The sequence below is a fragment of the Streptomyces anulatus genome (assembly GCF_000721175.1).
Taxonomy (GTDB): Bacteria; Actinomycetota; Actinomycetes; order Streptomycetales; family Streptomycetaceae; genus Streptomyces; species Streptomyces anulatus_C.
This window is the reverse complement of sequence record NZ_JOEZ01000064.1, coordinates 1-13,526: the sequence shown is the minus strand read 5'-3', so window position 1 is coordinate 13,526 and position 13,526 is coordinate 1. Positions and strand designations below refer to the sequence as shown.

At 69.0% G+C, this 13,526-nt stretch carries 17 protein-coding genes and 1 pseudogene; 4 read left to right on the top strand and 14 right to left on the bottom strand.

Features of this window, described 5'->3' with window-relative positions; genetic code table 11:
* Positions 1-41: 41 nt before the first annotated feature.
* Positions 42-581, bottom strand: a complete 540-nt coding sequence (locus IG90_RS0137740; RefSeq protein WP_030595442.1) for a DUF2637 domain-containing protein — start codon at positions 579-581, stop codon at positions 42-44.
* 614 nt (positions 582-1,195) lie between these two features.
* Here IG90_RS0137740 and IG90_RS0137735 point away from each other — a divergent pair.
* Positions 1,196-1,981, top strand: coding sequence for a GNAT family N-acetyltransferase (locus IG90_RS0137735; RefSeq protein WP_030595438.1), 786 nt, complete (start codon positions 1,196-1,198; stop codon positions 1,979-1,981).
* A 2-nt stretch (positions 1,982-1,983) separates the two neighbouring features.
* Here the strand turns inward: IG90_RS0137735 and istB are convergent, their stop codons facing one another.
* From istB to IG90_RS0137680, 11 genes and pseudogenes are all read right to left on the bottom strand, one after another.
* Positions 1,984-2,781: an IS21-like element helper ATPase IstB gene (gene istB, locus IG90_RS0137730; RefSeq protein WP_030595435.1), complete on the bottom strand. Its 798-nt coding sequence runs from the start codon at positions 2,779-2,781 to the stop codon at positions 1,984-1,986.
* Positions 2,778-4,412, bottom strand: coding sequence for an IS21 family transposase (istA, locus tag IG90_RS0137725; RefSeq protein WP_167345033.1), 1,635 nt, complete (start codon positions 4,410-4,412; stop codon positions 2,778-2,780). The genes istB and istA overlap by 4 nt, the downstream gene beginning before the upstream one ends.
* An 83-nt stretch (positions 4,413-4,495) precedes the next feature.
* Positions 4,496-5,053 carry a DUF6197 family protein gene (locus tag IG90_RS0137720; RefSeq protein ID WP_051860429.1) on the bottom strand — a complete coding sequence of 186 codons (558 nt, stop codon included), beginning with the start codon at positions 5,051-5,053 and terminating at the stop codon, positions 4,496-4,498.
* Between the two features lie 240 nt (positions 5,054-5,293).
* Positions 5,294-5,476 (bottom strand): annotated as a pseudogene (locus tag IG90_RS46510) (DUF5999 family protein); the annotation flags it as partial.
* 212 nt (positions 5,477-5,688) lie between these two features.
* Entirely contained in the window at positions 5,689-5,868 is a 180-nt protein-coding gene (locus tag IG90_RS0137710) for a hypothetical protein (protein WP_030595423.1), read from the bottom strand.
* Complete coding sequence (locus IG90_RS0137705) at positions 5,865-6,188, bottom strand: WhiB family transcriptional regulator (RefSeq protein ID WP_030595420.1); 324 nt, start codon at positions 6,186-6,188, stop codon at positions 5,865-5,867. Before IG90_RS0137705 ends, IG90_RS0137710 begins: the two co-directional genes overlap by 4 nt.
* The gene (locus IG90_RS0137700; protein ID WP_030595417.1) at positions 6,188-6,403 is read right to left on the bottom strand and encodes a hypothetical protein; all 216 of its coding nucleotides are present in this window, start codon (positions 6,401-6,403) and stop codon (positions 6,188-6,190) included. The genes IG90_RS0137705 and IG90_RS0137700 overlap by 1 nt, the downstream gene beginning before the upstream one ends.
* Complete coding sequence (locus IG90_RS41025) at positions 6,403-6,789, bottom strand: hypothetical protein (RefSeq protein WP_209443590.1); 387 nt, start codon at positions 6,787-6,789, stop codon at positions 6,403-6,405. The genes IG90_RS0137700 and IG90_RS41025 overlap by 1 nt, the downstream gene beginning before the upstream one ends.
* A gap of 175 nt (positions 6,790-6,964) precedes the next feature.
* Positions 6,965-7,516: a hypothetical protein gene (locus IG90_RS0137690; protein WP_030595411.1), complete on the bottom strand. Its 552-nt coding sequence runs from the start codon at positions 7,514-7,516 to the stop codon at positions 6,965-6,967.
* Between the two features lie 119 nt (positions 7,517-7,635).
* The gene (locus IG90_RS0137685) at positions 7,636-8,370 is read right to left on the bottom strand and encodes a hypothetical protein (protein ID WP_030595409.1); all 735 of its coding nucleotides are present in this window, start codon (positions 8,368-8,370) and stop codon (positions 7,636-7,638) included.
* Between the two features lie 314 nt (positions 8,371-8,684).
* Positions 8,685-9,068 (bottom strand): hypothetical protein, encoded by a 384-nt coding sequence (locus tag IG90_RS0137680; protein ID WP_051860427.1) that lies wholly within the window; start codon positions 9,066-9,068, stop codon positions 8,685-8,687.
* Positions 9,069-9,326: 258 nt separating this feature from the next.
* On the opposite strand from IG90_RS0137680, the gene IG90_RS0137675 reads away from it, so the two are divergent.
* From IG90_RS0137675 to IG90_RS0137665, 3 genes are all read left to right on the top strand, one after another.
* A complete protein-coding gene (locus IG90_RS0137675; RefSeq protein WP_030595403.1) occupies positions 9,327-10,082 on the top strand; it encodes a GntR family transcriptional regulator in 756 nt (251 codons plus the stop codon).
* Positions 10,083-10,261: 179 nt separating this feature from the next.
* The gene (locus tag IG90_RS0137670; protein WP_030595400.1) at positions 10,262-11,299 is read left to right on the top strand and encodes an AAA family ATPase; all 1,038 of its coding nucleotides are present in this window, start codon (positions 10,262-10,264) and stop codon (positions 11,297-11,299) included.
* The gene (locus IG90_RS0137665; RefSeq protein ID WP_030595397.1) at positions 11,296-11,865 is read left to right on the top strand and encodes a phosphotransferase-like protein; all 570 of its coding nucleotides are present in this window, start codon (positions 11,296-11,298) and stop codon (positions 11,863-11,865) included. Before IG90_RS0137670 ends, IG90_RS0137665 begins: the two co-directional genes overlap by 4 nt.
* Positions 11,866-11,872: 7 nt before the next feature.
* Here the strand turns inward: IG90_RS0137665 and IG90_RS0137660 are convergent, their stop codons facing one another.
* Positions 11,873-12,712 (bottom strand): NAD(P)-dependent oxidoreductase, encoded by an 840-nt coding sequence (locus IG90_RS0137660; protein WP_030595394.1) that lies wholly within the window; start codon positions 12,710-12,712, stop codon positions 11,873-11,875.
* A gap of 4 nt (positions 12,713-12,716) precedes the next feature.
* Entirely contained in the window at positions 12,717-13,364 is a 648-nt protein-coding gene (locus tag IG90_RS0137655; protein WP_030595391.1) for an HAD family hydrolase, read from the bottom strand.
* Between the last annotated feature and the right edge of the window lie 162 nt (positions 13,365-13,526).

The window sequence follows — 13,526 nt, the reverse complement described above, 5'->3', positions numbered from 1 at the left end:
AACGACAGCAGCAGACTCACGGCCGGCACCCCGTCACCGCATCAGGAATGGTGCACTTTCATCCGTACGAGGTGGTGCACGTTCGCTTGTACGCCGACAGCGGAGGCTGCGTTGAGGACGACGGTTGCGCTGGTCAGGAGCCATACCGGGTAGCGGATCCAGGTGATGGGCCGCTTGAGCCAGGCCATCAGCAGGTCGACCGCGATCATCACCATGATCCCGACATCGACACCGACCGCGAACAGTTGCCCCTTGCCGAGCGACCCGAAGCGGAGCTCCTCGTGCGCGAAGCTCGCGACGTGCTCGAAGCTCAGGTAGAGGCCGATGCCGGCGAGGACCAGGGCGAAGACGATGATCCCGCCGATCGCCAGCTTCTGCATACCCGTCAGCGGGCCGCGCGGGACGGCGGGAGGAGTGGTCTCGTCCGGATTCCGCTTCTGCGTCTCCGAAACGAAATCCGGCGTCTCCGAAACGGTGCCGGGCGTTGCCGAAACGGCGGCCGGTGTCTCCGAAACGGCGGCCGGTGCGGGCGAAACGGGGTCGGGTTCGGCCGCGGTGTGCGGCCACTCGGTGATCGTCATGAGGGCCTCCGGAATGAGGGATTCAGGGCGGATGCGAAACGGGAGGCGCTGTCCCCGAAACGCGGGCGGCTGCTCCCGAAACGGGGTGCGGTGGAGACGAAACGGGGGTCGGAACGGCTCGCCGCTCGTGGCCCAGGTCTGTCTCCGCCGGGTCCAGCGCAGCGGGAGCACCAGCCGCCCCGGGGGCGGGTGGCCGGTGCTCCCGAAACGCTGCCGGGCGGAGACGAAACGCAGAGCGGGTGGAGACGAAACGCGGGGCCGCCGGCCGGATACCCGAGGGGGTCAGGCCGCGGCGGTCTGTGCGGGGCCGTAGGTGCGGGCGAAAGCCGCGGTGGTGGCTTCGTTGATCTCGAAGAGCAGCGTTTGTCGACGGTTTCCGGAGGCAGTTGGTGATCAACCGGCTCTGGAATGTGGATGAGAAATGACGGCGCTGCGTGCATGTGAACGTGTCGACGGCCAGCCGCTCGAAGGGCGGCTGGCCGTCGAGGCAGGTAGCGGCAGAGGCCAGTACCTGCTCTGATCTCCGGTGGCCGGGTGAGGCAGTGCAGCGCCCTTGATGTTCGCGCGGTTTCGACCGGCGATTATTCACTTGACCTGATCCGTACGGTGTTCGAGTGAAGGACACTCTGATCGACGAACTCCGCACCGCGTATGACGCCCAACTCCGTGGTGTCACCCCGCCTGGCGGCAGCGTCCGCGTCGAGAAGGACGGCCCGTTGACCCGTGTCGTCGGTTGGCACCGTGGCTTCGTCACGGGCCCACGCGACCTCGGTGTGTACGGGGCAGAACTCGACACGCTCATAGCGCGGCAACGTGACTTTTACGCTGCCCGTGGTGAGGCGGTCGAATGGAAGACTCGCGCCCATGATCTCCCAGCCGACATCACCGACCGGCTCACGGCAGCCGGCTTCGTCGCCGAGGACAGCGAGACCGTACTCATCGGGCAGTCCGCAGACCTTGCCGCAGACCCCGTCCTGCCCGACGGCGTGACCCTCCGCCGTGTTACCGCCAGATCAGACCTCCAGCGCATCGCCGCTATGGAGAGCACCGTCTGGGGCGAGGACTGGAGTTGGCTCGCCGACGACCTGGCCGCCCGGATCGAGAACGCCCCAGAGAACACCATCGTCCTCGTCGCCGAGGCACGCACCGAAGTCGTCTGCGCCGCCTGGCTGGTGTTCAAGGACGGCATCGACTTCGGCGGCCTCTGGGGCGGCTCAACGCTCAGGGAATGGCGCGGACAGGGCATCTACCGGGCCATGGTCGCCCACCGAGCCCAACTCGCTGCCGCCCGCGATGTCCCCTACGTCTACGTCGATGCCTCAGCCGACAGCGCCCCGATCCTCACCCGCCTTGGCCTGCACGTGGTCACCACGACGACGCCGTATGTGTGGTCGCCCTGAGCTCAGCTGGCCTTGGCGGGCTCTTCGGCTCGTGCGCGGGTGCTGGCGAGGCGGTAGGAGTCGGTGCCGGTCTCGATGATGGTGCCGTTGAAGGTGAGGCGGTCGACGATGGCCGCGCAGAGGCGGGGGTCGGTGAAGGTCTTGGTCCAGCCGCCGAAGGACTCGTTAGAGGCGATGGCGACGCTGTTCTTCTCCTCGCGTTCCGTCAGCACCTGGAACAGGAGTTCGGCGCCGCGGCGGTCCAGTTCCATGTAGCCGAGCTCGTCGATGCAGAGCAGGTCGACGCGGCCGTAGCGGGCGATGGTCTTGTTCAGCTGCTTCTCGTCGGCCGCCTCGACCAGCTCGTTCACGAGTTTCGTGGCGAGCGTGTAGCGGACACGGTAGCCCTTCATCGCGGCCTCGGTGCCCAGAGCGATGAGCATGTGCGACTTGCCGGTGCCGGAGTCACCGATCAGGCAGAGCGGCTGGCTCTTCTTAATCCACTCACAGCTGGCCAGCGTGTGGATGGTAGCCGCGTCGATGTTGGGGTTCGCGTCGAAGTCGAACGCCCGAAGCGACTTCTCCCGCGGGAATCCGGCCGCCTTGATCCGCCTTTCCGAACGGCGACGGGACCGGTCGTCGCACTCGGTCATCAGCAGCTCAGCAAGGAAGCCCCGATAGGTCATCTGGTCCTTCATCGCCCGGTCGGCGATATCGGAGAACTCGTTGCGAATCGACGGCAACCGCAGAAGCCGACAGGCGCTGTCGATGGCGGCGTCGGCGGCTTGCTCAGTCAATCCTCGCTGGCGGGGCAGGGTCACTGTGCTTCTCCCTCATGGTGGTCACCGCCGCTGGTGCGACGGCGTCGGAGCAATTGGTCATAGAGGGCCACCGAGGGCAGCGGCCTGGTGTCCGCAGGAAGGTGCGCGAGCCGCCACTCGTGCAGGGACGTCACCGTCGCCGACGGCCCGCCGGGAACCAGCCGGTCCGCTGCGGGGGCGGGCTCGGTCTCCGCCTGGGCGGCCTTGCGGGCTTCCAGCGCGACCGCGTCCGCGGTCATCGCCCCGGCCCGCAGGGCCGCAGCCAGGCCGGCGACTACATGCTCATGGGGCAAGTGACGCCCCAGCAGAAGCACCTCGATCAGAGCCCGGGTGCCGTCCCGCTCACCATGCATCTTGCGGGCCTGATCCCACCAGGCGTCGTGGACCGGGGTGAACCTGCCTGCCGAGCGGGCCTGTTCGAGGGCCGTGGAGCCGGGGAAAGCACCGGGCTTGCGGACCAGGACTTCCAGGTAGTGGTCCAGGTCCAAGCGGACGGCACCCTTCGCGATCAGCCGTTCGTGCCGGGCAACTTCCACGTTCTGGTCGTAAACCACCAGATGAGAGGCATGTAGCACGACGCGCACGCGTTTGCCGATCAGCCGGATCGGGACCGAGTAGCGATTGGTGCGGACCGGGATCTGGCCGTAGCGGTCGACCCGAGGGGTGAACAGCCGGCCCGTCTCGAATGGCTCCTCGGGCAGCGGCATCAGCAGCGGTTGTTCGAGTGCGAAGTACTCCGCGACCGTCTTGGGCCTGGAACCGATGCGGCGGGCGTCGTCCTGCCGGTCCCACTGCTCGACCATCTCGTTCAGCTCGGCGAGCGAGGAGACCTCGGGGACAGGGACGAAGTGGTTGCGGCGGAAGTAGCCGATCATCCCTTCGACTCCGCCCTTCTCGTGGGCGCCTTCGACCCCGGGCCGGCAGTAGAAGCTTTCGATGCCGAAGTGCGAGCGGAAGGCGATCCACCGGTCGGCCTCGACTCTTCCCCGGCTCTGCCCCAGCACCCTGGCGACGGCGGCCTTCAAGTTGTCGTAGCGGACCTTGGTGCGCGGGACCCCGCCCAGCGTCCGCAGCGCGTGGACGTGGCCTTCAAAGAACGCTTCCTGGCCGCAGGAGGCGAACACGCGGTGGACTGCCTTGCCCGAGTGCGACAGCCGGAAGGAGAACAGGTAGCAGGTGACCAGCTCGCCGGCCAGGCGCACGGTCACGTCACCGAAGTCGACCTCCGCTTCGTGACCGGGCAGGTGGGTCTGCGGGACGAACGCCTCCAGTGGTGCCTTGCCGGATTCGACCAGGATCTCGGGCTTCCGGCTGGCGACGTAGTAGCGCACCACACCGTAGGAGACGTCCGCTTCGTGCTCCTCGACCAGTCGGTGAAAGATCCGGGTGACCGTGTGCCGCTGCTTGCGCGGCGCGTCCAGGTCCGCCCGCAGGATCTCGTCGATCACCGGCTTGTACGGGTCCAGCGTGGTGGCTCGGGGAGGCAGCTTCTTGCGGGGCTCCGGCCATGACGAGTCCAGCGCTTTCCGGACCGTCCGCCACGTCACGCCGTGCTTGCGCTCAAGCTCCCGCATCGACATGCCGCCGCGATGGTCACGCCGGATCGCCGCGTACAGCTCGACCTTCGACATCTGCGGCATGACCAGGACCTTTCACCAGGAACATCCCGATGCTGCCCCGGCAAGAACCCCAGTGCCTCCCGAACTCATCAACATCACCCGCCCGTGGTTCTGGGCGCCTCCCAAACCCGTCGACAAGTGACGTCACTACTACTCGACAAAGCCACGGTGGCGACCAGGAGGGCCAGAACCTCGTCGACGGTGCGGGCGGGGTGCTCGTCCCAGTCGATGTACTGGGCGTACGGTGCGCCGGTCGTGGCGCAGATCAACAGAGCGAGGATGTCCCGGACGGCGACGCCGGTGTCCCTGGACAGCCGCCCGGTCGTGTCGTCGGCGCGTGCGGCGTTGAGCGCCTCGTAGATGCCCCGGTGGTTGCGCGGGGCCCAGCCGCTGGTCTGCAGGAAACGGATGGCGGCCTCGGCGTGAGCGGCGATGTCGTCGCCGGTCATCGGCATGCCACTGTCTCCCCACGCCAGCCAGTCCTCGCGCTTGCGCCGCAGGGAGAGGGCGTACGCCTTCGCGGTCAGCTGGGTGAGAACGTCGAGGGAGGGCTGAGTGGCCTGGATGCCGCAGACGTAGACCTCAACATCCCGGCTGAATCCGCTCTCGGCCTTCTCCAGCTCCTGCGGGGTACGGCGGTTCAACTCGAACATGGGTGAGCTCCTCTCGGTGCTGGCTCCGGACTGTCCGGCTCCCTGTCACCGCCCGTCCCGGCCGCCCTGGTGGTGAGCGGTCGGTGCGGGCGGATCGGGCAACCGTCAGGCCGGCCGCGAGGCGCCGGTCAGGTTCGCCATCGCCGCATGGAGCGCGGCCATGTCGGTCTTGCCGCTGCGGGTCGTGCCCCCGATGAACGAGGCGGTGTCGGTGGGCCGGAGGAGCAGGGCGCCGCCGACGGTGTCGGTGGGGCGGTGCGGGGCGATGATCTGGCCGTCGGGGAGCAGCGCTCCGGTGTCCTCCCAGAGCAGCAGGGAGTTGCACAAGAGGCTCCAGCCCTGCTCCGGGTGGGCAGCTACGACCGTCGCGGCCTCCCGGTCGGGGCTCTCCGCGGTCGGGCACCTGGGGGTGTGTTGGCACAGCGAGTCCGGCAGCACCGTGGTGGTGGTCGTCGTGGCGGTCGGGGTGGTGGGGTGGCTGCTTTCCATGGGGCTCTCCTCGAGGAGGGAGGCGATGCCCGGGAGTGTCCCGGGCGGAGGCGTGCGAAAAGGCCGGCAGCCCGTGGTGCGGGCGGCCGGTGCGAGCGGTTCAGCGTGGGGCGGGAGAGGAGTTGGGGCCCTGTCCCGTGGTGCGGTCAGGCGCGCTTCGCCTTCTGCTGGGCGAAGTAGTCGTCCTGGAGCCGGACGAGCTCGCCGAACAGGCGACCGCCCGGCGGGCAGCGGCGGTCCGGCGAGCACGTGGCGCACGTGGCGTCGTGCTCGCGGACCGCTGCGGCAGCGGCCATGTAGAGGTCGTACAAGCCGCGCTTCGTCACGCCGCGGACCGCTGCTCCTTGAGGCGCAGGCGGGCGGCCCGCCGCTGGATCCGGCGGCGGTCGGCCTCGTCGGTGCCGCCCCACACCCCGTAGTCCTGGCCGGACTCCAGCGCCCAGTCCAGGCAGCGCTCCATGACCGGGCAGGTACGGCAGAGGGCCTTGGCCTCCTCGGCCTGGGCGATGGCCGGGCCGCTGGTGCCGATGGGGAAGAACAGGTCGGGGTCCTCATCCCGGCACGCGGCGTGTGTACGCCAGTTCGTGTTGACCGGCAGGTCCGCGGACGGCGCGTAGACGACGGGCACGATGGAGAAGGGGTTCATCAGGGCCTCCTGGAAGGTCCGTACGGAGCGGGGCTGCTCGCGGTATTGGCGGGGTGGATGTCCTTCACCTGGTGACCGGCCTCCCACGCCCTGGCGGCCGCCGTGGAGGCGGCCGCCAGGAGCGCGAGAGTGAGCGGGTGGGCCAGGCCGTGCGCGGTGAGGGCCCGGACCGCGAGGTGCTGCGCGGTCCGGGCGGCGCGTATGAGAGCGGCCACTACTTCGGGTAGGGGTTCTCGCTGCGCTCGTTCTTCTTCCCGACCTTGTCGCTCAGGTCCTTGTGGCCCTGCTCGTCCAGCGCGGTGACGCCGGGCGGGCAGTCGTGCCCAGGGCAGTTCCACCGCTCGCAGAGCGGGCACTGCCCCATCACCGGCCGGTGCAGGATCAGAACCGGCTGACGGACGTAGCCGGGGAACATCTCCTGGAGCGTGCGCCGCGCCCGGCGGCCGGCCACGGCGGCCCGGTCGTCGCCCTCGGCCACCAGCTGCTCCACGAGCTCACGGAAGCAGCGGTCGGTCTCGTCGCGCTCCGGGCCCTTGCGGTTGTCGGCGTCCTCCATGTCGTCGTAGATGCCGGACGACGGAGTCGGAATCGTGCGTGTCATCATGTGCTGCATCAGGTCCTCCGAGTCAGGTCCTGGACAGTCCGAGGGCTGCAATCCCATGGGCTGTCGCGATCACTCCCCAATTGGGGAGTCGACTGCTGTACGAGCAGCCACGGCCCCGGCCACCCCGACGAACTCGGGGTGGCCGGGGCCGTGGTCGTTCGTGCGGGCCGAGTCAGGCAGCGCCGGCCGGAAGTCCGCGGGGCACGAAGTCCTTCGCCCTCTGGAAGACCGGCATGGGAAGGCCGTGCCGGACTCGGATCTCCTCTACCTCGGCATCGTTCAGGCCGTACCGCGAAGCACCGTTCACGTAGTTCGACAGGGCCTCGTAGTGGTCATCCGGGAGGACCCCGTCGTTCTGCGCGATGACGTTGGCGAACTGCGGAAGCACGAGGTTGAGGAAGGTGAAGGCGTAGTCCCTGTCCTCCACCACGGGTTCAACCTCGTCGGGCTCACCCGCATCCGGCTGCTCCTGAAGAGCCCGAAGGCGGGTCTGCAGCTCGTCGACCTGTGCCTGGGCACCATTCGCCCGGGAGTTGGCGACCTCGTACGCGGCCATCGCCGCCTCCCGGGCAAGGCGGGCCTCATTCAGTTCACCAGTCAGGCGCTGCGCCTCGCCGTCCTTCGCCTCGGCGCTCACGGCCTGGGTAGCGAGGTCTTTCTCGGCACGGGCGAGCTTGTCGCGCAACGCGTCGGCGGTGGCGCGTCGTACAAACGGCAGCTTCATGCGGCTGTCCCTTCATGTTGGAGGTCAACTCGGCTGGTCGTACGAGCAGCCGAGGCCCCGGCCGACCCTCGTGATGAGGTCGGCCGGGGCCCCGGTCGTTCGTCGTCGGGAACTCGCTGTCAAAACGGGATACGCGTCCAGGCCGGGAAGCGCGCGGCGCAGCGTCCGCAGTGAGACCGGCGGGTGATCCGGCACCATCCGGCAGCGACCGCGCTGGTCAGGCTGGACTCGGTGGCACCGCACCGCTCGCACGTGTGCGGACCCTGCTCCGGCTGCTCGGCAGCCTGGCGGGGGACCAGTCGGTCCAGGGGAACCTCGGGGCCTTCGGCGGGCTGCGCGTTCTGCGGAACCGCGGCACGCCGCTGGTCGGCCTGCCGCACACGGTAGAGAACGCCGGCCCACTCGACGCGGCGTGTAACCGGCCCGCGCTCGTCCCGCCCACGCAGAGCGCGTTCGGTCTGCGGGCTGGCCGGCTTCGGCAGCACCTTCGTCGGCCGACGGGAGGCGACCGACGCGGACACCTCGGTCCGCTCGGCCAGCTGCTCCTGCCACGCCTCGACCTTGGTGTCGAGGACGATCCGGCGGTTGGTGTTGGAGCAGCGGCGGCGGGGTGTCGTGGTGCGGTCGTGGTACGGGGTGGTGTGGTGCGGGACCAGCGTCGGCTTGCTGAGGACTCCGGTGATCGGCGTCCAGCACTTGCAGGCCGGGCAGATGACGTGTTCTTTGCCGGGCGTCAGGTTGATCTCGCTGGTCTTGAGCTCCGAAGCGATGATCGCCGGAAGGTGGCTGACGGTCTTCGTGCGGGGCTTCCGGCGGCGCTTGCGGGCCGTGGGCTCCACAGTCGATGCGGCCATGAGGGGCTCCTCCGGTAGAGGGGAGAGGGGACTGCGTCACGGGTGGGCTCTCCGACCCCCAGGACCCCCGACCGAGGTCGGCGTCCTGGCTGATCGGACAGCGCATCAGCGCTGCGACGTGCAACAGGAGACGTCCGGCCTGGTGACCGGTCCAGGGGATTTGGTGGAGCTATCGACCCTGGTCCTCCCCGTCGGGGAAGCACTCCAGCGGTGGTGCGGTGGTGCAAGGGGACCGATGGTCCGGCTCCCACATCCGGCGGCGTACGAGACGGCGTCCGGGTGAGGGAGCCGGGTCCGTGAAGACCCGGCTGGAGCTAGGCCGCCAGTGGCACGAGCGCCGTGGCGGCCGCAGGCCGCGTGATGCGCAGCTGTGTGGCGTAGGGGAGAAGCACGTCGACCAGGCGCTCACGGACGAGCTCGGTGGCGGTCGGGTCGGTGGCGACGATGTCGCGGGCGGCGAGCATTCGGTTCTCGCGGGCCTCGATCGCGGCGACGGCGGCGGTGATGTCCAGGCCGTCCAGCCGCTCGTGGGGAAGGGCGCCGGCCTCGAACATCTCCAGCGGCGTCCCGAAGGCGACGTCCATGTCGATGTCGCCGAATTCCGGCAGCTCCACGCCGATCGCGTCCAACAGCTCCTGGGTCTCCGTGTCGAAATGCTCGGTGGCGAGGCTGGCGGCGGGGCGACGGGTGACGTTCATGAGGTGGTGCTCCTCTCGGAAAGGCAGGGCGCGGGAAGCGCTCCGATGGCGGCTGGGCAGGTCTGTGCAGTCCCGAGACGAGGTCTCGTCCACCTCGTTAACGAGGTCGATGGACTCAGTGAAGCGAGGTTCGTTAGTGATGTCAAGAAGTTCGTTAACGATGTAAGCTCCTCGAGTGGCTCCCGCGTGGATCAAGCCGCCCTTCCGGCGATCCCGATAGCTGGCCGCTTTAGGATCGCTAGCGAGGTAGGGAGACACATGGCGAAAGAGACGGGCAGCCAGCTGCCCAAGTACCGGCGGATTGCGGACGACCTGAAGGCCGCCATCGAGGCGGGGGAGTACAGTCCCGGTGATCGACTGCCAGGAGAAAACGCACTCGCTGCGCAGTACGGCGTCGCCGCACTCACCGCCCGGCAGGCTCTTCGCACCCTCAAAAATCAGGGACTTGCTGAGTCTCGGAAGGGCGCCGGGGTCTTCGTCCAGTCGTTCCGCCCAATCCGGCGGCATGGAATTCAGCGACTGGCACGCGACCAGTGGGGCGCAGGCAAGTCGATCTGGTCGGCTGACGAAGACCGGCCACTTGCTGTTGATCAAGTGACCGTCGACCAGGCGGTTCCGCCGCCGCACATCGCTCGTGTGCTTGAACTGGGGGAAGGGCAGGCAGCCTGCGTGCGCTCCCGTCGATACGTGCTGGACGGCCGCGCAGTGATGTTCGCCGTTTCCTACCTCCCTTACGAGCTGGTGGAAGGCTCGGCGATCACTCAGGCCGACACGGGGCCGGGTGGCATCTACGCCCGACTCGCTGACCTCGGTCACACGGTCGTGCGCTTCCGCGAGGAGATCCGAAGCCGACTGCCAACGAGCCCCGAGGCTGCGGCGCTCGGCATGTCGGATGAGCGGTCCGTGATCAAGCTCTGCCGGACTGCCTTCGACAGCGAAGAGCGCGTCGTCGAGATCAACGAGATGACCCTCGACAGCGCTTCGTACGTGCTGGACTACGAATTCGATGCCTAACCGTTCGATGCCCTGCATTGCCGCCCCCTGTCTGGTCCGTCTTGTGGGGCCAATCTCAGCGACGACGAGGCAAACGCAACATCACAGTGGCTTGTCGAAGCCCGTACACACTTCCATTCACGGGTTTTCAACATCCGCGTACACACGGGATTTGGGGGCTGCGGCCTAGGCTCGCGAGCATGACGATGACGGAGGGGGACAGCGTGGGCAGGCAAAGAGCAGGGTGGAGGCCGGACCGGCTTCGCGAGCAGCGGGAGGCGCACGGTCTAACGCTGGAGAAGGCCGGCGAACGCCTTCGGGCGGTTGCCGAGCAGGCCAAGCTCAAGGGCATCCCCGCCGCAAATCCTCAGACCTTGTGGCAGCACGAGCAGGGCGAGGTCTTCCCTGGCCCCCACTACCGGCGGGCCTACTGCCTCCTCTACCGGGCCACCGAACCCGACTTGGGATTCCGTACGGCTCTGCCCGGGGAAGAGTCCTCCTTCAAGCTCACGCCGCTGGACGACCGCCTCAACGGGTCACACGTCCTGGCTGTTGAACGGGCTATTCACCGCATCGCGCCGGGCTCGGACGAGGCCGACCACTTCGACCTGCAGCAGCGGATTATCGACGCGTGGAAGCGTCGGCACACTGGCGGCGACCCCCACCGTCCCGTGCTCATCCTGGTCGGCGGCTTCGCCGGCAGCGGGAAGACCGAGCTCGCCCGCTTCTTCGTCCAGCTCACCGGCTGGCCACTGCTCGACAAGGACCCGCTCACCCGCCCGCTCGTGGAACGCCTCCTGATCGCCTTGGAGGGCGATGCGAACGACCGGCACACCGACCTCTACCGCGAGCAGGTCCGGCCGGTGGAGTACGACTGCCTGATGCAGTCGGCCATGGCCAATATCAAGTGCGGCATCTCCACCGTACTGACCGCCCCGTTTATTGCCGAGATGACCGACCCGGACTGGATGCAGCGCCTGGCCAACCGCGCGGGGTCGATGGGGGTCGACGTCTTCCCCGTATGGGTCCGCTGCGACGAGGAGTCGATGCGCGAGTACATCGGATTCCGCTCCGCAGCCCGGGACGCGTGGAAGCTCCAGCGGTGGGACGAGTACATGGCAACGATCGACCTCGACCTGCGCCCGGCAGTGCCGCACCTGGTCGTCGACAACCGGCTGGGCACCGCGGTGACGCTCGCGGACCAGGCCCGGCAGGCGATGGGGGCTATGTACTCATGACCGGACGGCAGGGCGTGATCCTGTACGGCCCGCCGGCGTCGGGCAAGGACACCGTCACCGCCGCGCTCACCGAGCTGAGCCCGCGGTACGCGCAGTTCGCGCGGCTCAAGGTCGGGACGGGCAAGGCCGCCGGCTATCGGATGGGCACAGCGGAGCAGCTGCATGAGCTCGAGGCCGGAGGCGACGTCGTCTACGCGAACGCGCGGTACGGCAACACGTACGTGATCGACCGGCCCGGCGTCGATGCGGCGTTCGCGAGCGGGGTGCCCGTGGTGCACCTCGGGCAGATCGACGGCATCCGCGCGCTGGTCGACGGCTACCCGGCCGACTGGTCTTTGGTGTTGCTGTGGTGCCCGCGCGAGGTGACCGGGCAGCGGTCTGCAGGGCGCGGCGACACTGACACCGCAGCGCGCCTGGCGGCGTGGGACGCGACCCGCGAGGACCTGGACGCGCACCCGGGTACGACCTGGGACCTGACCGTGGACACCACGGAGGCAGCCCCGCAGGACGCAGCGCAGCTCATCGACCAGCTGCTGGCGCAGCGGGCGGGAGCGGCGTTGGCATGAGCGCGGGCTACGGGTGGGCGAGTCGGTCCAGGGCGTCGGTGAGCGTGAGCTCGCTGTCGTCCTTCACGTCGTGCCACCGTGCCAGCGTGGACGCGGCCGCGCGCAGCATCTCGGGCGGGAGGCCGGCGGCCGCGAGCGCGTCGGCGGCTTCCTCCAGCTCTGGGCCCCAGCGCCAAGCGCGTGCCGCGGTCTTGGTGACGTACTGCGGCTCGGACAGGTACGAGTCGGTGCGCTTCGAGGCGACCTCGATGAGCTCTTGGTCGACGCCGTGTTCGCGCGCCATGCCGACCGCGAGCGCCACCAGGACCCGCGAGGTCTTCTGGAACGACGCGTACGCCAGCTTCAGCGCGGACGCCTTCCCGATCTCCGTGCCCAGCACCGCCGTCTGGACGGCGGTGCCCGCGAACAGCGCCTCAATGCGCTCGGTCGCGGCGGCAGGACCGGACAGGTACAGGGTCGAGGTCTTGCCTGCGACCGGCGGGGAGCCGACGACGCCGCCGTCCACGACGGTCGCGCCCGGTTCGAGCAGCGCGGCGATCCGCTGTGCTCGCTCGGGGTTGATGGCGTTCGCCTCCACGTACACCCCGGCGAAGCTGTGCTCGGCGACGTCGCGGGCCAGGTCCTCGGCACCAGCCGGTGGGCAGAGGCTGATGACGATGTCGCTGCGGTCCAGCAGTTCGGTCAGCTGGGCCACCGGCGCCAGGCCGAACCGGGCGGCACGCGCCGCCGAGGCGGTGCTGCGCCCGGTCTCGCACCAGAGGACGGCGGCCGCGTTGGTCGCAGCGCAGGCGGCGACGGCGGCACCCATGCTGCCGGGGTGGAGGATGCCGACGGTCGGCTTGGCCATGGTGCTACTCCCTCTCGTTGAGGAGGATGGTGATGGCGTCGGTGACGTCGTCGACGACGTGGTGAGCGGCGGGGAGTCCATCGGGCCACGGTCGGCCGCGCAGCCAGATGGTGCGCAGGCCGGCCTGGTGTCCACCGCCGATGTCTCCGGCCGGGTTGTCGCCAATCATCCAGCCGCCGTCCGCGAGGCTGACGCCACACCGAGACGCCGCGAGCTCGAAGAGCCTCAAGCCCGGCTTGCGGATCTCCAGGTCACCCGAGACGGCGACGCCGTCGACCAAATCGGCAAGGCCGGTCCCGGCGAGTTTGGCGCGCTGGATGTCGCCGGCCCCGTTAGTGATGATGCCGATCGTCCAGGCAGCCGCGCGCAGGCGGGCCAGGCCCTCGATGACCTCGGGGCGGCAGGTGACGGCGGACGACATGAGGTCGACGTACTCCTCCCACAGGTCCGCAGCCGACGCCTCCAGGTCGAAGGCGTCCCGCAGCCTGGCGAAGTCGTTGGCGGTCGCGCGGTCGGCCAGCTCGATGCGCAGCCACCGCTCGGCGTCTGGGGAGAGCGCGCGGGAGCGGCACAGGCGGGTCAACGCGTCGCTGAGCGCCGCCTGTCGGTCGGCCAGCGTGCCGTCCAGATCGAAAAGCGCGAGTCGGTGCACGGTCCCGGACCCTACCGGGCGTCGGGCGCATCGCCGTTCACGGCAACAGCGCACCCCCACTCCAGATCAAATGGTGTATGTTTCGGAGATCCATCGATCATGGGAGCCTGCGCTATGTCCGACCCGGACCGCCTGAAGCGGGTTGATGCCCTGCTGGACGGC